Raw genomic sequence first — 17,694 nt, 5'->3', positions numbered from 1 at the left:
TTACCCCCCTCCTAAAGAAGATATAGAATTTCTGGGTTTTTGTTAAAAATTACATATTCTCAAGAGGTCAGATTTATGTCTCTGCGTGAATACAAACCCGGAACTACTTTCCCCGGAGTCATCGGACGGACAGTTGATAAATCCAGTCCAGCTTGGCCAGAACCATTGCGGGCAAAAGAAAATACACCAAACGTCCTATTTATCGTCTTTGATGATACGGGCTTTGGGCAATTTGGGTGCTACGGCAGTCCCATCAACACACCCAACTTAGACGCATTAGCTGCCAATGGCTTGCGCTATAATAATTTACACACGACGGCGTTGTGTTCACCCACTCGCTCTTGCCTTCTAACTGGGCGCAATCACCATTCCAACGCCATGGCCTGCATTACAGAAGGTTCTACTGGTTATCCAGGTAGTAATGGGAATATTCCTTTTGAGAATGGGTTTCTCTCGGAGATATTACTACAGAAGGGTTATAACACCTATGCGATTGGGAAATGGCATTTAACCCCCTCAGACCAGCTATCTGCGGCTGGACCCTATGACCGATGGCCTCTTGGACGCGGTTTTGAACGTTTTTATGGTTTTCTCGGTGGAGAAACCCACCAATATTATCCAGATTTGGTTTATGATAACCACACCGTTAAGCCAGAAAAGACCCCCGCAGAAGGCTACCATTTGACCGAAGACTTGGCAGACAAAGCAATTAGCTTTATTGCTGATGCCAAGCAGGTTGCCCCAAATAAACCCTTTTTCATGTATTTCTGTCCTGGGGCGATGCACGCTCCTCACCATGTGCCGAAAGAATGGGCTGATGCCTACGCCGGACAGTTTGATGATGGCTGGGAGGCATACAGGGAAAAGGTTTTTGCTCGTCAGCAGGAAATGGGAATCGTCCCCGCCGATGCTGAACTCTCCCGCCATGATCCCGACGTTCCCCACTGGGATACTCTCTCAGCCGCAGAAAAACGGCTTTATGCCCGGATGATGGAAGTCTTTGCGGGATTTCTCACCCATACTGACTACCACATCGGCCGCTTACTCGATTTCCTCAAAACTATTGGTGAGTTCGATAATACTCTAATTATGGTCATCTCAGACAATGGGGCAAGTTCTGAAGGTGGGCCGACTGGTTCAGTTAATGAAAATCTATTTTTTAACAATGTGCCAGAGTCTTTAGAAGAAAACCTCAAAGCATTAGATAAACTGGGTAGCCCAGAAACCTTCAATCATTATGCTTGGGGCTGGACTTGGGCGGGTAATACCCCTTTTCGTCGCTGGAAAAGGGAAACTTATCGAGGTGGTATCAGCGACCCGTTGATAGTCCATTGGACTCAAGGTATTGAGGCAAAAGGTGAAATCCGTACTCAGTATGCCCACGCCATTGACTTAGTACCAACGGTACTTGAATTATTAGAAATCGAACCACCAACAACTATTAGGGGTGTCACCCAATCCCCTATTGAAGGTGTCAGCTTTGCCCATACTTTTAATAATCAAAACGCACCCACTCAGCACCTGAGGCAATATTTTGAGATGATGGGACATCGCTCTCTTTACCATGATGGTTGGCGGGCGGTTTGTCCTTGGCCTGGCCCCTCATTTACAGAAGCAGGTCAGTTTTTTGGTGCGCCAATCTCGGACCAAACTTTGACAGACTTGGATACTCATCATTGGGAACTGTATCACGTTGCTGAGGATTTTGCCGAAAATCACAACATTGCAGCGGAAAATCGCCCTAAGCTAATTGAGATGATTGCCACTTGGTATGTAGAGGCGGGTAAATACAATGTTTTGCCTGTGGATAGCAGGGGCGTGCAAAGATTGACTGAAGAACGTCCTCAGATTGCTGTGAATCGTAGCCGCTATACTTACTATCCTGATACTCAGGCGATTCCCGCCAATAGTGCAGTCAAGTTGCTCAATCGTTCCCACAGTATTACAGCAGATGTAGAAATCCCCAGAGGTGGCGCACAAGGAGTATTACTTGCTCATGGGGGTAATGATAGTGGCTACTCCTTTTATGTCAAAGATGCTAAACTGCACTGGGTTCATAATTATGTAGGGCGATCGCTCTATCATGTCGAGTCTGAGTCATTAGTCTTGGAGGGTCGGCACAAGTTGAGTTTTGAGTTTGAAGTGACGGGTCAGCCAGATTTAGCGAAGGGGAAAGGATCGCCAGGTCACGCCCGACTTTATATTGATGGGAAATTAGTTGGGCAAGCTGATGTCCCTGTGACTACTCCTTTAGCACTAGGTCTGACCAGTGGTGTAACCTGTGGGATAGCCCCTGGTGCGCCTGTAACAACTGATTATGAACCACCATTCAAGTTTACGGGCAAGATTCATAGCGTGATAGTGGATGTTAGTGGAGATTTGATTCAAGACCGTGAAGCCGAAATGCGTGCCATAATGGCACGACAGTAGCAACAAGATTAAACATTCTTTTACAGCCCCGACCGTGCAATAGAGATATCCCACATTGGTTTTTAGGGGTAAAAGTAGCAAACATACCGTTGGCGAAGTATTTAGCCTGAGTTCGGTTTAAGTAGATTCAGCTAAAATCCAGTCCATATGAAGGCTAGGCTTCTTCGGTTGGTGGCAATAAATTTCTTATACTTTCTTTCCGAACTTCGGGTAGACTCTAGCAATTATTCCAGAATGCAGTGAGCAAAGATATCTCGGTTGACAGTTGTATTTTCCTTAACAAAATAGGAACCATGAGCGCAAGATAACCTATAGCCAAACAACTCTAGTAGACAACCTGCTGGCTGAAGTCCGAGGTTTTCCTGAGTAATCTCGAACATATCTCCTAACATCCCACCTACCAAATCTCCTTGTGCATCAAGGTTAATCCATTTATTCACCATAGAGGGACGACGACCATCCTGATTTTCTGGGCGCAAAGAGGTGCGTACTGGCCCAATAGATAATGCACTGCCCACAGTAAAGAAATTCGAGACTTGTCCCTGTAAAAATTTTTCAGCTTCAAGTTCTCGTAACCCTTCGTAGGCAACTACCGTACCCCAACTGTGAGAAATGATGTCGATTTGATTGTTATTGCCCAGGAGCGGTTTTACAGTATCAGTAAAGCGATTGATGATTTGTTGGCGCATTTCACTGCTCAACATATAAATGAGAAAGTCATCAATTCCCAAAATTGCACTAGGTTCTATAACACGAGTCTGCATTGCTAGAAATACTTGGCGACCACCACCAGTTTTTACGGCTATCTCTTGTCGCTGTCTATCTTCTAATATTGCTAGAATCTCTCGCTTTAATTGCTCCTTTTGTCTAGTATCAACGATATCTAGAGCAGTGGATGAATTAACTAAATCACTCCACAATACTTCTTGGCGGGTATCACCAAGGTTGCCATCCTCGAAAACTTTCCCAATATAAGGTTGTAATGCTTGCCACCAACTGTTGGAATATCCATATTGATGCTGGCTAATTCCATGCACATAGACAAGATAACGGTTTTTAGTTATGCTTGCCACTACTCTTGTTGATTCTTGGGAGGCTGCAACCATGTCTAATAGCTTTAGGTAAGCTTCAATTAGAAGCCGTTGATTTTCTGAAACACTTTTGGCTATTGTGAGAGGTGAAGATACCTCTGGTAGTGCTTGTTTCTGCTGCTCTAAAATCGAACCATTACGAGCTTGGTTTTCTTGTTGTGGAAATGGCATAAATTTTTACTTTTTTATGTTATAAATAGGATTTTTATCAATTATTGCGAGTTTCTATCTAGTGTAATTTTCGTATTATTTACACTGATAAAAAAATGAAAATCATCGAAAATTCAACCTTTATGTGTATGCTAATTTGATAGTATTTATGTGGATTGATTAGAGTGAAATTAATTATTAATTACACCACTGAATAAGCCTGAACAAGATGGATTTTTATCGAAAATTGGGCAAACCTATTGAAGATCAGATTCTGGTGAAGGTAATTGATATTCCCGTGAGAGTTCGACATGAGAAACTCCTTCAACTTGAGATAGAGACTCCACTTTTTCAGAATCACATGAGCCAGTTATAATTCCCAGATTGTCCAACATCTGTTCAACATTCATTCCAGCAGACTGTAAGTTTTGAGCTACTTCTTGGATCTGATTTAGGTAGTTTTCATCAACTGCAATTGATAAATTAACATTTGACATATCAACAATTCTCCACCGCTTTCTGGAGTGAAACCTGTAATGATTATCAGCTGAGCCGATATTGCAAAAATGGCTACTCAACCATCCCAAGGTATAATCTAAGGATGGTTGAAGCACAGTCTTAAGATTAGAAAAGAGAAAAAATATTCTAAGGAGCTTGAACAAGTCCAGCACCAACATCTACTGAAGGTAGAGGCAGTCTGAGAGCATTTTGAGTAATTCGGTTCCAGAGAACACGGCCAGTAGCCCCTGTAGCCTCAGCATACAGAGCAGCTATGCCAGCAACATGGGGTGTAGCCATACTTGTGCCTGCCAATCTTCTATACCTCGTTGGCATCAAGTAGCTTGAATGAACATCGATTCTCGAACCTCCTACTGTCCCTGGTTCAGCCCCTGGAGCGACAATATCGACCTGACCACCATTTGCATTCAGCCCAGCATTAGAAAACCAAGCAACTTGTAGTTGGGAGTCAATGGCACCTACAGCCATAATTGAGGGGCAGTTAGCTGGGTGTCCAACTGGCTCAACTATGCCTAAATGACGCTGACTTTCGTTACCAGCAGCAGCGATAATTAACGTTCCATTCCGCAGCGCACGATCTGCAACAACCTCAAACAACCCTGAGTACGGTTGTCCAAGTGATACACGCGCTCCCAATGACATCGAGATAATTTGGCAGCCATTGGCGATCGCCCACTCAATGCCTGCTAAAATTTGGCTATCTGTCCCACTTCCCTGATTGCTTAACACTTTGCCCACAAAAATTTCTGTTTCGTAACCAATGCCATAACGTGGGGGAATAACCGGGGAAAGAGGTCCACACGCCGTACCAATACAGTGAGTTCCATGCCCGTTTCTATCTTGTACCTCTTGGTTAGGTATGAACGATTTGCCGATCATTCTCCTACCGGCAAAGTCAGGGTGCGTTAAGTCAAAACCCGTATCGAGAACTGCAACTTTAATTCCACGTCCACTAAATTTGGAATTTACGACTTTTGTGATTTGCAGTCCCCATGTTGCAGTTGTTTCGTCAAGCACCTGGATACCGGGCGAGGGCAACATTCTTTGAACACCATTAGTGGGTACTAAATGATCCACCAGTCTATCGACAGCATCCCGGTAGCCTTTGAGATATTCCATTGCTGGACTGGTAGTAGTTCTGGGGGTTATTTGTTCGACGAGACCCCCCAATCCTTGGGCGTTTAAAGCGTAAACAACTCTTTCAGCTTCAATGAGGGCAATTGGGCTACTTTCATCACTCGCCTCATGGAGTGACTGCAACTGTTCTGGGTCTAGAGTACAAACAGCAACACCCAAATTATCAAAGATTGTGGTGTCTGTTTGCTCTAGCTGCTCTGCGGTAAGAGCATTTTTCTCAAAGTCGGCTGCTCTAGCGACTCTCCTGTTTCCAGTGTAATCACGCAGTGTGCGGATTCCTGAATCGATTGCATTCTCACGCAATAATACTAAGTACCTTCCTGTTGTCTCCAACCCATTAATTGATGAGAGAGAACTAATCATAATTTTCTTCCCTTATCATTCTCTAGCAACTTATTTGAGCGCAAAGGGCAAAAATACTGTCCCAACTACTGAGAGGTCTAGGGTAAATCTCTATTTTTTAAGATGAGAAAAAGCCAATAAGCATTTGAGATTTCTAAGCAAAAATTCCTTATGAGGTGATGGCTAATCTTTACCTTTTCACTCTGGCTTGAAATAGCTTGAGCCTGTCAATATGCTTGAAAAAAGTCTAGTAAGTAATAGACTGAGCATAGACTTAGCTTAATTAGCAAGATTTACCAGAAAAACACAATGGAATCAGCACTAATATTTTGCCATGAAAAATTAGTGACTTTGCTCGCATTCAAATTGCTCAAAAACGAATGCAAAAGCATTTCAACTTTTAACTTCAAATTGTCATGGATTAATAGAATTTGAACCTCTTACTTCAGGTGGATATTGATTTATTAATCTTATAATGACTACTACAGAGCTAAGTACAGGACAAAAATTGTAGAGGAAGAAAAAACTCACTATGCTTGAAGTCTAAATCAGTAACAAGAGAAAGCAGATAATCTAAACCATAACGAAAAATACTTTGAGATGGATGACCATGTTTCTTGATTTTGATAGGAAGAGATTGATGTAACCACTCTCCAGTTTTGATAGCCCAGCACATAGCTAATGACAGTAAAGCTAACAGCTTACTCAAGCGCTTATGCTCTAGAAAATGGGTAGATTAGAGGCAAAAACCATGAGTTTTGAACATGCCAAACAAAGTTTCAATGCCCCAACGATGGCCATAGTCAGCAATCATAGTTTGTGAAGAATCATCAGAAATAACAATTAATAACTTGCCATCATCAAGACGTAAACCAGCCACATAAACTAAACGACCCCAGACCCAACGACGAGTAGATAAGACCTGAGATTCACCCACCTTGAGATGAGCAAAATTGTATTCCCAAAGGCTTTTAGAACTGTCATCTGCTATAAAACTGAACCCCCCTTACTCGGTTGGTAAGAGGGGGCTAAAAGTTTAAACATTGGAGATTAAAACTGTCAGTGGATGAATGAGCCAAGATTTTGTAGTTGTAGCCTCAGTTTTCTGATGGACAATAAACAGAAACAGAACTGGTGTTTAACAGTCGGCTGTGAATCTGTTTTAATTGGTCTTGGTTATTGACAGGACATCTAGGTGCTGGCAGGTCAGTGTTAGGCCAGGAATCTAAACTATAGCAAGGGCATAACAACGAGGGCATTCCTAAGGATCTTAGAGGTACTGGCATTGCACAGCGTCCACAAGGTAGTATTTCCCAGGTTGGTGTGAGTAAGTCGGCTATAGTTTCTTGAGTGCCTTCTAAATAACAGTCGCTGATTTCAGATTTGAGAATTTTTTGCCAGCAGTCTTCAAATTCTGGACTATAGGTCTCTCCCCTTAACACTGGTTGCGGTAATATGCTGTAATTGCCCTTGATGAATATAACTTTTTTCCCTAATTGAAACCAGTGAGCAAGATATTTTTTTACTTCTTGTTTAGTTGCCATAGCTCAATTTTAGATTTTAATTTAGTAATTACAGCCACTCAATCTTTAAGTTTCAATTAAGACTTTGGTTTTGGTAAGGGTGAACCTAAAATACTCAGATTGAGGACATATCCACCAGTCACTAAGTAAACTGTGTCACAAATGGGGCCTAACTGACGGATGAGGGAACCCAAGCGATCGCGAAATTGTCGCCCTACAGGATATGCTGGAACTACTCCCCAACCAGTTTCTTCCCCCACAAAGATGATTTGGGCAGCTATCAATTGTACTTTTTCCAAAAACTCGGCTGTGGTCTGTTGCCACATCTCATCATCTTGCGATAAAAGATTAGCTACCCAAGTTCCCAAGGAATCAATTAGCAGGCAGGTATCATGGTTAGCAGTCATCACAGCCGCAGTCAGTTCTTCTGGTACACTGAGGGTGATCCAATCTTGAGGACGACGTTGTTGATGGAGGAGAATGCGTTGCTGCCATTCTGGATCATGGGGATTTTCTGTAGCTGTGGCAATATAAACAACAGGTTGACCTGACTCCATGGCCAAGGTTTCCGCCCATTCACTTTTACCAGACCGGGCTGGCCCCGTGACTAAAATCATTTTATTCATCTACATAAAGATAAAATTTGTCAATTGTGGCAGTAATGTTGTTTTTTCTACTTTTTATTCCTAAATACTTACCGTTAGATTGAGGATTTTCTGATGGACGAGGATAATATTAGCCTTTCATAAGTTATGATTCCTCTTAGACAACAACAAAAATTTTTAATAATTAGCTTTATCAATCAAAGATTTCTGCAATCTATTGAACTCCAACGGCATAAACTTTAGGATAGCTTTATGAAAGCAGGCTTAAAACGCATCGAGGCAACTCTACACGATTTAGGAACTCGCCATACAACTGCCGCAGATTCAGGAGAGCCAACAAAACGCTCTTTTTCTTTTAGAATTAGTGTTAACGCCACCGAGACCTCTGGCATGAAATCCCCTAGCAATGAAGACGGCCCAGACTTGGGGGATGAAAATAGACATCGCGCAACAGAACAGGATCTATTTCCTCATCATCCTTCTGTAGAAACCTTTCCAGCCCAAGAAACTGGAGGCAAAGCCCCTAGTCTGCCTAAGTTTAAAAGCCCTAGTTTCAGTAATCATCGCCATGCTGCCAACCCAGCATTAGCTATGAATATGTTGCAAGAAATTCAAGAAGTTGTAGCTGGTTGGCAAAGAGAACTGCAAAAAATCTTAAAACAAATTCAAGATATTTATTTGGAAGGGCCGATTATTAATGGTTGGTTAGAATCGAATGTTCAAGAGGTAGAACCGCAGAAAGGAACAGCAACTCTCCGTCATGCAGAAGTTGACCAATTAATGAATTTTGTGGAAGAAATTTGTGCTACTGCTTCCCAAAACAACCCTTCATCAATCAAGACTGGTTATCGTCTCTGTGGTGTAGACGATGCAGGTCAAGTCTGGTCACGTCCTTGCCCCCCAGAACAAGTACCAAATATCAGTGTAGCGATCGCTCGTTATCAAAGATTACGCCAACTCTTAGCCAAGCAGCAATACTTAGAAAATAAGTTGCATCAATTATCAGAAACACTAGTAGTATTACATAGCCATATTCAGCAAATCTAAAGCTACGGAAAACTTTTTGTACCAATGCTGTTGATAAAGCTGTAATATTTGATATATGCTGGAAACACTAGCAAGAGCATGTAAAAATAGTTTTTATCTAAAAATTTGCTAGTTTTCCAGACCGGAAATTAACCCAGAAATCCTGATTCAAAAACTACAATCCCTACTCATGTCAGATATCCAAATCTCTGCCATTATCTGTACTTACAATCGAGATGCCTATTTAGGTGCAGCGATTGATAGTTTATTAGCACAGGATTTTACTGGTAACTTTGAAGTCGTGGTGGTGGATAATGGATCAAGCGATCGCACTCGCGAAGTCGTCGCTCAACGAGAGACAGATCCCCGACTCAAGTATGTATTTGAACCCACCATTGGCCTCTCTGTGGCGCGAAATACAGGGGCAAAATTCGCGCAAGCCGAAATTCTCGCTTACTTAGATGATGATGCCGTAGCTAGCCCCCAATGGTTGCAAGTATTGTATCGTGCCTATCAAGATAACCCGAAAATAGCGATCGCTGGTGGCAAAGTTACCCTGCTTTGGCCTCCCAACACCCAACCACCTCAATGGCTATCCACTGGACTAGCTGGGAATTTAGGGGCTTACGATTTAGGAGACGAAATCCACTATATTCAACAACCAGGCTTAACCCCCAGAGGCTTAAATTACTCCATTTGCCGCAGCTTTTTAACATCAATTGGCGGTTTTGACCCCCATTTAGGACGAGTGGGTAAAAACCTCCTTTCCAATGAAGAACTACAAATGACAGAATTTGCCCTGCAACGCGGTTGGCAAGTAGTTTATCTTCCCCAAGCCCTAGTTGCTCATAATGTTTCCCCAGAAAGGCTTAAACCCTCTTGGTTTTTAAATAGAGGATGGTGGCAAGGTATCAGTGAATGTTATCGCGAACAATTGGCAGGAAAAGCAGGCATCAGGCAAATTGGCCGCGGTAGCGAAAAATTTATCCGTGGCTTATATAAATCTTTACAAAACATCACAAATCCCGCAGAACGCTTTGATAAACTAGTCTATGCCTATGGACAAATTGGATACCTCAATGCTGCTATTCAAGGGCTGTTATTTCCAGCAAAAAACAAAGAGTAAAGATTAATTATGTCCTCAAAAATACCTATTTCCGTACTGATTCCAGCCAAAAACGAAGAAGCAAATTTACCTGCTTGTCTTGCTAGTTTGCAACCAGCAGATGAAATTTTCGTAGTAGACTCTCAAAGCACCGATAGAAGTCAAGAAATTGCAGAAAGTTACGGTGCAAAAGTTGTGCAATTCAACTTTGTGAATGGTTGGCCAAAAAAGAAAAATTGGTCACTGGAAAACTTACCATTTCGTAACGAATGGGTATTAATAGTTGATTGTGACGAACGAATTACCCCAGAATTATGGGCAGAAATAGCTCAAGCTATTCAAAACCAAGAATATAATGGTTATTATTTAAATCGGCGTGTATTTTTCCTCGGTAAATGGATACGCCATGGTGGTAAGTATCCCGATTGGAATTTGCGCTTATTTAAACATCAAAAAGGACGCTACGAAAACTTAAGTACAGAAGATATCCCCAATACAGGAGATAACGAAGTACATGAACATGTATTACTAGATGGTAAAGTAGCATATCTCAAAAATGATATGCTCCATGAAGACTTTCGCAACATTTATCATTGGTTAGAAAGGCATAATCGCTACTCTAATTGGGAAGCAAGAGTATATTACAACTTACTTGTAGGTAAAGACGAAAACGGCACAATCGGCGCAAACTTTTTTGGTGATGCAGTCCAGCGCAAACGATTCCTGAAAAAAGTATGGGTCAAATACTTCCCCTTTAAACCATTCTTACGCTTTATCATCTTCTATATCATTCAGCGTGGTTTTTTAGATGGCAAAGCTGGATATATTTATGGTCGCCTGTTGAGTCAATATGAATATCAAATTGGCGTAAAACTTTACGAATTGCGTGATTGTGGTGGACAGTTAAATGTTGTTAAAACCACTGACCAACCATCTCTGCAAACAGAAATTCAACAAACAGCAACTTAAATAATCTCACTGCCAATCATCTCAGCTTTGCCCATCACCAATGACCAATTACCAAGCACCAGACACCAACGATAAACCCTTTGTTGATTTAAGTAAATACGATCAATCCTGGTTTGATCGTGGTCGTCCTGGTTGGTATATTTTACTCTGGTGGTTCGTGCAAGCGATCGCTTTTCCTCTCACACCCCACAATTTTAATCATCTGCGGTGCATCATTCTACGTTTATTTGGGGCAAAAGTGGGAAAAAATGTTTTCATCAGACCAACAGCCCGTTGCACTTATCCTTGGAAAATTTCTATTGGTGATTACAGTTGGATTGGTGATGATGTAGTTTTATATAGCCTTGATGACATAGATATTGGTGAACACTGCGTCATCTCCCAAAAAAGCTATCTGTGTACTGGTAGCCATGATATGCACGACCCTGCTTTTGGTTTAAAAACCGCAAGCATCACCATTGGTAATGGTGCGTGGGTTGCAGCTGATTGTTTTATCGGCCCAGGTGTCAAAATTGGTGCCAATGCCGTAATTGGGGCCAGAAGTAGCGTTTTTAAAGATATGCCTAGCGGTCAAGTGTGTTGGGGAAGCCCTTGTCACCCCCATCATCCCAGATTGAAGGAAGAATAGCTGCATTTTATAGCAGGTGACAGTTAACAGGTGACAGGTGACAGTGCTAGAAGCCTTTGGCTATCTCGGTTTTAGTGTTAGTTAATGTCCTAACCGTTCTGTCCATTGCTATAATTATACTACTTTGAGCGATCGCACCTCTCTACATCCTCACCAAGCGATCGTCTACGGTCTTGGGACATTTCCAGCATCCTCACCAGCCATCCGTTTGCTGAATTTTGACAAAAATTGACAATATTTGCCATAATAGAATAATGAGAAAAATAAAAACTATTAGCTATGACTACAGTAAATATTTCTCTTCCCGATTCTATGCGGGACTTTATCAATGAACAGGTTGAAAAAGGCGGTTATAGTACAACCAGCGAATACATTAGACACTTAATTCGTCAAGACTTAGAAAGAGTCCAAAAATCAAGAATAGAAAAGTTATTATTGGAAGGATTAGATAGCGGTGAAGCAATAGAAATTACGGATGAATGGTGGGAACAAAAACGCTCCCAACTTATCGACAAAATTCGCAAATCATAGTTAATGACTAGGCGAATTATAATTAGACCAAAGGCTAGTGCTGATCTGGATGAGCAGTTTGCTTATATTGCCCAGAGTAATCTTGATGCAGCATTGAGTTTTTTTGATGCTACGAGACAGACTTTTTCACAAATCGCTAAACTACCGAGTATTGGTAGTGTTTATGATATTAGTAATCCCCGTCTATTGGGTTTGCGAAAGTGGGCAATTAAAGGTTTTGACAAGCATTTAATTTTTTATTTGCCAGGGGATGACTATATTGAAATTGTCCGATTAATTCATGCTGCACGGGATATTTCACAGATATTAGCAGAAGAATAATATTAATTGGGTAAGTTCCACTTGATATTGGGAATGTTGGGTTTCCTTGCGTCAACCCAACCTACTGAAATCTTACCTATTCGCTAAGTATTGATACATTTCCCAACGGGCATTTACTTCCGCTTGGGCTTGTTCTAACAACTGTTTAGCAATTTCCGGTTTACTCTTGGTCAACATCTTGAAGCGGTTTTCTTGATACATTGACTTCTCGACGGACTCGGAAGGTGCTTTCATATCCAATTGTAGGGGATTCTTACCCTGCTGCTGTAGTACCGGGTTATAGCGATACAGTAACCAGCGTCCTGAGTCTACCAAGGCTTTCTGTTGATTTAAACCGGTGGTCATGTCGATACCGTGAGCAATGCAATGGCTGTAGGCGATAATTAAGGATGGGCCATCAAAGGCTTCGGCTTCCAAAAATGCTTTCAGGGTGTGTTCATCTCGCGCACCTAATGCCACACTGGCTACATATACGTTACCGTAGGTCATAGCAATTAAACCCAGGTCTTTCTTCGGTGCAGGTTTACCACTCGCAGCAAATTTGGCAACGGCGGCTTTAGGTGTAGCTTTGGAAGATTGACCGCCTGTGTTAGAATAAACTTCGGTGTCCATGACTAAGATATTGACGTTTTTACCACTGGCTAAAACATGGTCAATCCCATCAAAGTCAATGTCATAAGCCCAACCGTCACCACCAACTATCCAAACGCTTTTCTTGACTAAATAATCTGCGAGAGATTGGAGATTTTCAATTTTTGATTTTTGGTTGGGTTCCGATGTAGTTGCCAGAAGTTGATCTAACTTTTGTTTGACGGTTGCCACTCTTTCCCGTTGTTCCCAAATATCAGCTTCGGTTTTTTGTTCAGCTTTCAGGATATCGGTGACTAAGTTATCCCCTAATTCACTGCTGAATTGTTGGAGAAGTTCCGCGGCAAATTCAGTTTGTTTATCCAGGGAAAGACGATAACCAAAACCAAATTCGGCGTTATCTTCAAATAAACTATTAGACCATGCTGGGCCTCTTCCGTCGCTGTTTTGACTCCAAGGTGTGGTAGGTAAATTGCCACCGTAGATGGAAGAACAACCGGTAGCGTTGGCAATGAGGGAGCGATCGCCAAATAATTGTGTTAGTAATTTAAGATATGGTGTTTCTCCACAGCCAGCACAAGCACCGGAAAATTCAAACAACGGTTCTTGCAGTTGTTGTTGCCGAATTTGGTTTAATTTCAGCTTTCTCCGGTCTGGGTTGGGTAAACTTAAGAAGAAATCCCAATTTTCCCGTTCTTGTTCTCTGATGGGTAACTGGGGACTCATATTAATAGCTTTGCGTGTGGGTTCAGCTTTATTTTTCGCTGGACATACATTCACGCAAATACTGCAACCTGTACAGTCTTCCGGTGCCACTTGAATAGTAAACTTCTGGTTAGCAAAGTCTTTGTCTTTGGTGTTAGTAGACTTAAAGGTTGCAGGTGCATTGGTTAACATTTCCCCAGGATATGCCTTAGCGCGGATACTTGCATGGGGACATACCATCACGCACTTGCCACACTGAACGCAGACATTTTCATCCCAAACGGGTATTTCTTCGGCAACGTTGCGTTTTTCCCATTTCGCAGTACCAATGGGGAAAGTTCCATCCGCAGGTAAAGCACTGACAGGTAAATCATCACCTTCCCACAACATGATTTTACCAAGAATATTCTCGACAAAATCCGGTGCGCCTTTGGGTAGAGATATTTCATGAAAGGTCTCTACATCTAACAATTTACCTGTTTCTACGAGAGGAATTTCGATTTCGTGCAGGTTGTCTAAGGTGTTGTCTACCGCTTGTAGGTTCATGCGGACGACTTCTGCACCTTTTTTACCGTAGGTTTTTTCAATGGCTTGTTTGATTTTAGCGATCGCTTGCTCCTGTGGCAACACCCCAGCCAAAGCAAAGAAACACACCTGCATGATAGTATTGATGCGTCTACCCATGCCGCTATTTTTGGCTACCTGAGTAGCATTAATAGCGTAGACTTTCAGGTTTTTATCAATTATTTGCTGTTTGACCTTGAGGGGTAAATGTTGCCAAACTGTCTCCGCTTCATAGGGACTATTTAACAGTAAAGTTGCCCCAGGTGCAGCAGCTTTTAAAATATCGATTCTTTCGATGAAACCCCAATGATGACAACCGATAAAATTGGCTTGGTCGATGAGGTAAGTCGAACGAATCAATTGAGGGCCAAAACGCAAATGGGAAACTGTCATCGAACCCGACTTTTTCGAGTCGTAGACAAAATACCCTTGGGCGTAATTTTCTGTACCTTCCCCAATAATCTTGATAGAATTCTTATTTGCCCCCACAGTACCATCAGAACCCAAACCATAGAACATGGCCCGCACCACATGGTCAGGTTCGGTGGAGAAATTCGGGTCGAAATTCAAAGATGTGAAACTCACATCATCATTAATCCCAATAGTAAAGTGATTCTTGGTGACATTTTGGGTAAGATGATCAAAAATACCCTTGACCATTGCCGGGGTAAATTCTTTGGAAGAAAGACCATATCGACCACCAATAATTTTGGGGAATGTGGTTTTTTTCCAGCTTTCGTGAATAGCTGTCACCACATCTAAATATAACGGTTCTCCTGCGCTGCCTGGTTCTTTGGTTCTATCTAAAACCGCAATAGATTTAACACTATTAGGTAAAGCCTCTACAAATCTTCCCACATCAAAGGGTCGATAAAGTCGCACTTTTAAAACCCCAACTTTTTCCCCTTGACTATTCAGATAATCTACAGCTTCATGGACAGTTTCACAACCAGAACCCATGAGGACAATTACTCGGTCTGCATCTGGTGCGCCATGATATTCATATAATTTGTAATATCGTCCTGTCCGTTCCCCAAATTTGTCCATAATGCGTTGGACAATTTCCGCACAAGCATCATAATAGGGGTTTGCACCTTCGCGAGATTGGAAGTAAACATCAGGGTTTTGGGCAGTTCCCCGTAAAACTGGTCTATCTGGAGTCAGACAACGGGTACGATGGGCAGAGATTAATTCTTGGGGAATGAGAACCCGCAAATCTTCATCTGATAATAATTTAACTTTTTGCACTTCATGGGAAGTTCTAAACCCATCAAAGAAGTGCATAAATGGCACTCTGGTTTCTAAAGTTGCAGCTTGAGAAATGAGGGCAAAATCTTGACTTTCCTGTACAGAAGCAGAACATAGTAAAGCGAAACCAGTCGCCCTCGCTGCCATCACATCGCTATGATCACCGAAAATAGATAAAGCGTGAGTCGCTAAAGACCGGGCAGAAACATGAATCACAAAACTTGTTAATTCCCCTGCTATTTTATACAAATTGGGAATCATTAATAACAAGCCTTGGGAAGCAGTAAAAGTTGTACTTAAAGCCCCCGTTTGTAATGCCCCATGTACAGCAGCAGCCGCACCACCTTCACTTTGCATTTGGGTGACACTGGGAATTGTTCCCCATAAATTAGGCTTATTTTCTGCCATCCAAGCATCAGCCCATTCACCCATATTTGAAGATGGGGTAATCGGATAAATGGCGATAACCTCATTTAATTTATAGGCTACACGGGCAACAGCTTCATTACCATCTATAGTGGCAAAGGATTTGTTCATTATTCTACTTCCTGTCTCAACTGCTTTTGGTTGGTTATTTAAACTGTATGTAGAGCAAGTATGAAGTGAAGAATTGAAATAGCTAGAATCAGGAAGTTAATTTGTGATATTTTTTACATTTTTATGAATTGCGGCTTATGAATGGTGAATTATTACAACTTCTAGCCAATCTTTTAGATTTTATCGTTGCCTAGATATTCTATGTCTTGAATATTAATAATGTACTCAAAATTGAAAATGTGTGATAGATAAAGCTTTGGGGATTTTTTTAACGGATGATGGGGTATAGGTGCAGGTGTTTTGTAGTGGAGAGTTAGCCAGAGTATTTGTTTACCAATGAATTTGGAGTTTTTACAGTATTCAAGTATAATACAGGACATATGCAAAATACCTTTGAAACTCTTATTTCTTCGCGTACTTCGTTTCTTCGTGGTTTTATTATTCCGTATTTTCTGCGTAATTCCTATAATAAAATACTATTATTTCTCATATTTACCCAACTCTATAAACTATGAATTATCGAGATTTAGAAATAGAAGCTGAACTGCAACAACTGAAAAGAGAATTGAACCAATCTAGACAGGGTTTTCCATCTGAGAATCTAGAAAATGTGATGCAAGAATTAAACAATCTTGTGGGAATAGATAATGTTAAAAATGAAGTAAATAACCTGATTAATTTCTTGAAGATACAAAAGATGCGTCAGGCACAGGGTCTCAATCCAGTGAATATTTCACTGCATTCTGTCTTTTGTGGATCTCCTGGAACTGGTAAAACAACAGTGGCACGTTTGATGGGGAAAATATATAAGGAATTAGGTATTCTTGCACAAGGACATTTAATTGAAACAGATAGATCAGGTTTAGTTGCAGGGTATATTGGACAAACGGCAATTAAGGTAGACCAACTAGTTGAGTCAGCATTAGATGGAGTTTTATTTATTGATGAAGCTTATGCTTTAGCACCGGAAGGGTCGGGAAGAGATTTTGGACAAGAAGCAATAGATACTTTATTGAAAAGAATGGAAGATTACCGGGATAGGTTAATTGTAATTGTTGCTGGCTATAGTGAGGAAATGTCACGGTTTATCAATGCTAATCCTGGATTACAATCAAGATTCAATAAATATTTTTATTTTGAAGACTATCAACCCTTAGAGTTACTAAAAATTTTTGAAAAAATATGTGAACAGCAGCATTTTAGAATAACTGAAGAAGGGAGGAATAAATTATTAGAAAAATTCACAAAATTATATTCTCAAAAAGATAAAAGCTTTGGCAATGGTAGACTTGTAAGAAATATTTTTGAGCAAACGATTGAAAGGCAAGCTAATCGATTAGTGAATCTGGAAAACGTAAGCAAAGACATGATGATGTCTATTAACAGTGAGGATATAGTTTAAATATATTAAACCTAATCAATGTCAATTTATTTACTTCTAACGTTTAATTTGCTGAGGAAAATCAGGCACTAATAAAGATTGTGCTAATTCACCGTATTGATTATAGAATTTTATTTCACCTAGTTCATTGCATAACCATACTTCAATGGCTTTAGCTTCTAAATATAAATGGCGCTTAAATTCCATCATTCCATACCAATTTGTTGCCATATATTGATCACGTCCACTGTTAATAGTTGTGAATTGTTACAGAAAATAGCTTTCACAGCAGTC

16 protein-coding genes and 1 pseudogene are annotated in these 17,694 nt (G+C 41.1%); 8 read left to right on the top strand and 9 right to left on the bottom strand.

The genetic code is table 11. The features are described from left to right. The first annotated feature begins 75 nt into the window (after positions 1-75). The gene (locus H6G73_RS13630; protein WP_190605280.1) at positions 76-2,430 is read left to right on the top strand and encodes an arylsulfatase; all 2,355 of its coding nucleotides are present in this window, start codon (positions 76-78) and stop codon (positions 2,428-2,430) included. Positions 2,431-2,654: 224 nt separating this feature from the next. On the opposite strand, the gene H6G73_RS13625 is transcribed toward H6G73_RS13630, so the two are convergent. From H6G73_RS13625 to cobU, 6 genes and pseudogenes are all read right to left on the bottom strand, one after another. Further along, on the bottom strand, positions 2,655-3,692 hold the full coding sequence (locus tag H6G73_RS13625; protein WP_190605278.1) for a hypothetical protein: 1,038 nt from the start codon (positions 3,690-3,692) through the stop codon (positions 2,655-2,657). A 236-nt stretch (positions 3,693-3,928) separates the two neighbouring features. Further along, on the bottom strand, positions 3,929-4,168 hold the full coding sequence (locus H6G73_RS13620; RefSeq protein ID WP_190605276.1) for a ketohydroxyglutarate aldolase: 240 nt from the start codon (positions 4,166-4,168) through the stop codon (positions 3,929-3,931). A 148-nt stretch (positions 4,169-4,316) separates the two neighbouring features. Then, positions 4,317-5,690, bottom strand: coding sequence for a S8 family peptidase (locus tag H6G73_RS13615; protein WP_190605274.1), 1,374 nt, complete (start codon positions 5,688-5,690; stop codon positions 4,317-4,319). 469 nt (positions 5,691-6,159) lie between these two features. Continuing rightward, positions 6,160-6,621: pseudogene (locus H6G73_RS25215) on the bottom strand (IS4 family transposase); the annotation flags it as partial. Positions 6,622-6,766: 145 nt separating this feature from the next. After that, positions 6,767-7,213 (bottom strand): hypothetical protein, encoded by a 447-nt coding sequence (locus H6G73_RS13600; RefSeq protein ID WP_190605268.1) that lies wholly within the window; start codon positions 7,211-7,213, stop codon positions 6,767-6,769. 56 nt (positions 7,214-7,269) lie between these two features. After that, entirely contained in the window at positions 7,270-7,818 is a 549-nt protein-coding gene (gene cobU / locus H6G73_RS13595) for a bifunctional adenosylcobinamide kinase/adenosylcobinamide-phosphate guanylyltransferase (RefSeq protein WP_190605266.1), read from the bottom strand. Between the two features lie 231 nt (positions 7,819-8,049). Between cobU and H6G73_RS13590 the strand changes: the two genes are divergently transcribed. From H6G73_RS13590 to hpsU, 4 genes are all read left to right on the top strand, one after another. Next, positions 8,050-8,844 carry a hypothetical protein gene (locus H6G73_RS13590; RefSeq protein WP_190605264.1) on the top strand — a complete coding sequence of 265 codons (795 nt, stop codon included), beginning with the start codon at positions 8,050-8,052 and terminating at the stop codon, positions 8,842-8,844. Positions 8,845-9,013: 169 nt separating this feature from the next. After that, positions 9,014-9,949: a glycosyltransferase family 2 protein gene (locus H6G73_RS13585; protein WP_190605262.1), complete on the top strand. Its 936-nt coding sequence runs from the start codon at positions 9,014-9,016 to the stop codon at positions 9,947-9,949. Between the two features lie 9 nt (positions 9,950-9,958). Then, entirely contained in the window at positions 9,959-10,897 is a 939-nt protein-coding gene (locus H6G73_RS13580; RefSeq protein ID WP_190605259.1) for a glycosyltransferase family 2 protein, read from the top strand. Between the two features lie 40 nt (positions 10,898-10,937). Further along, a complete protein-coding gene (gene hpsU / locus H6G73_RS13575) occupies positions 10,938-11,525 on the top strand; it encodes a hormogonium polysaccharide biosynthesis acetyltransferase HpsU (RefSeq protein ID WP_190605257.1) in 588 nt (195 codons plus the stop codon). A gap of 119 nt (positions 11,526-11,644) precedes the next feature. On the opposite strand, the gene H6G73_RS24840 is transcribed toward hpsU, so the two are convergent. Further along, entirely contained in the window at positions 11,645-11,770 is a 126-nt protein-coding gene (locus H6G73_RS24840) for a hypothetical protein (protein WP_256443772.1), read from the bottom strand. A 34-nt stretch (positions 11,771-11,804) separates the two neighbouring features. Here H6G73_RS24840 and H6G73_RS13570 point away from each other — a divergent pair, with 34 nt between their 5' ends. Together H6G73_RS13570 and H6G73_RS13565 are read left to right on the top strand one after the other, a co-directional pair. Beyond that, the gene (locus H6G73_RS13570; RefSeq protein WP_190605255.1) at positions 11,805-12,056 is read left to right on the top strand and encodes a type II toxin-antitoxin system ParD family antitoxin; all 252 of its coding nucleotides are present in this window, start codon (positions 11,805-11,807) and stop codon (positions 12,054-12,056) included. Positions 12,057-12,059: 3 nt separating this feature from the next. Then, on the top strand, positions 12,060-12,377 hold the full coding sequence (locus H6G73_RS13565; RefSeq protein WP_190605253.1) for a type II toxin-antitoxin system RelE/ParE family toxin: 318 nt from the start codon (positions 12,060-12,062) through the stop codon (positions 12,375-12,377). A gap of 72 nt (positions 12,378-12,449) precedes the next feature. On the opposite strand, the gene nifJ is transcribed toward H6G73_RS13565, so the two are convergent. Beyond that, the gene (nifJ, locus tag H6G73_RS13560) at positions 12,450-16,019 is read right to left on the bottom strand and encodes a pyruvate:ferredoxin (flavodoxin) oxidoreductase (RefSeq protein WP_190605251.1); all 3,570 of its coding nucleotides are present in this window, start codon (positions 16,017-16,019) and stop codon (positions 12,450-12,452) included. 511 nt (positions 16,020-16,530) lie between these two features. On the opposite strand from nifJ, the gene H6G73_RS13555 reads away from it, so the two are divergent. Further along, positions 16,531-17,421, top strand: coding sequence for an AAA family ATPase (locus tag H6G73_RS13555; protein WP_190605249.1), 891 nt, complete (start codon positions 16,531-16,533; stop codon positions 17,419-17,421). 36 nt (positions 17,422-17,457) lie between these two features. Here H6G73_RS13555 and H6G73_RS13550 read toward each other — a convergent pair whose 3' ends face one another. Beyond that, positions 17,458-17,631: a hypothetical protein gene (locus H6G73_RS13550; protein ID WP_242034195.1), complete on the bottom strand. Its 174-nt coding sequence runs from the start codon at positions 17,629-17,631 to the stop codon at positions 17,458-17,460. Positions 17,632-17,694 lie beyond the last annotated feature (63 nt).

The organism is Richelia sinica FACHB-800 (assembly GCF_014698825.1).
Taxonomy (GTDB): Bacteria; Cyanobacteriota; Cyanobacteriia; order Cyanobacteriales; family Nostocaceae; genus FACHB-800.
This window is presented reverse-complemented; position numbering and strand designations above follow the sequence as displayed.

What these genes read in the sequence shown, in the direction of transcription:
- H6G73_RS13630 (WP_190605280.1), top strand. Translation starts at nt 76, where the DNA reads ATGTCTCTGCGTGAATACAAACCCGGAACTACTTTCCCCGGAGTCATC.
- H6G73_RS13625 (WP_190605278.1), bottom strand. Translation starts at nt 3,692, where the DNA reads ATGCCATTTCCACAACAAGAAAACCAAGCTCGTAATGGTTCGATTTTA.
- H6G73_RS13620 (WP_190605276.1), bottom strand. Translation starts at nt 4,168, where the DNA reads ATGTCAAATGTTAATTTATCAATTGCAGTTGATGAAAACTACCTAAAT.
- H6G73_RS13615 (WP_190605274.1), bottom strand. Translation starts at nt 5,690, where the DNA reads ATGATTAGTTCTCTCTCATCAATTAATGGGTTGGAGACAACAGGAAGG.
- H6G73_RS13600 (WP_190605268.1), bottom strand. Translation starts at nt 7,213, where the DNA reads ATGGCAACTAAACAAGAAGTAAAAAAATATCTTGCTCACTGGTTTCAA.
- cobU (WP_190605266.1), bottom strand. Translation starts at nt 7,818, where the DNA reads ATGAATAAAATGATTTTAGTCACGGGGCCAGCCCGGTCTGGTAAAAGT.
- H6G73_RS13590 (WP_190605264.1), top strand. Translation starts at nt 8,050, where the DNA reads ATGAAAGCAGGCTTAAAACGCATCGAGGCAACTCTACACGATTTAGGA.
- H6G73_RS13585 (WP_190605262.1), top strand. Translation starts at nt 9,014, where the DNA reads ATGTCAGATATCCAAATCTCTGCCATTATCTGTACTTACAATCGAGAT.
- H6G73_RS13580 (WP_190605259.1), top strand. Translation starts at nt 9,959, where the DNA reads ATGTCCTCAAAAATACCTATTTCCGTACTGATTCCAGCCAAAAACGAA.
- hpsU (WP_190605257.1), top strand. Translation starts at nt 10,938, where the DNA reads ATGACCAATTACCAAGCACCAGACACCAACGATAAACCCTTTGTTGAT.
- H6G73_RS24840 (WP_256443772.1), bottom strand. Translation starts at nt 11,770, where the DNA reads ATGGCAAATATTGTCAATTTTTGTCAAAATTCAGCAAACGGATGGCTG.
- H6G73_RS13570 (WP_190605255.1), top strand. Translation starts at nt 11,805, where the DNA reads ATGACTACAGTAAATATTTCTCTTCCCGATTCTATGCGGGACTTTATC.
- H6G73_RS13565 (WP_190605253.1), top strand. Translation starts at nt 12,060, where the DNA reads ATGACTAGGCGAATTATAATTAGACCAAAGGCTAGTGCTGATCTGGAT.
- nifJ (WP_190605251.1), bottom strand. Translation starts at nt 16,019, where the DNA reads ATGAACAAATCCTTTGCCACTATAGATGGTAATGAAGCTGTTGCCCGT.
- H6G73_RS13555 (WP_190605249.1), top strand. Translation starts at nt 16,531, where the DNA reads ATGAATTATCGAGATTTAGAAATAGAAGCTGAACTGCAACAACTGAAA.
- H6G73_RS13550 (WP_242034195.1), bottom strand. Translation starts at nt 17,631, where the DNA reads ATGGCAACAAATTGGTATGGAATGATGGAATTTAAGCGCCATTTATAT.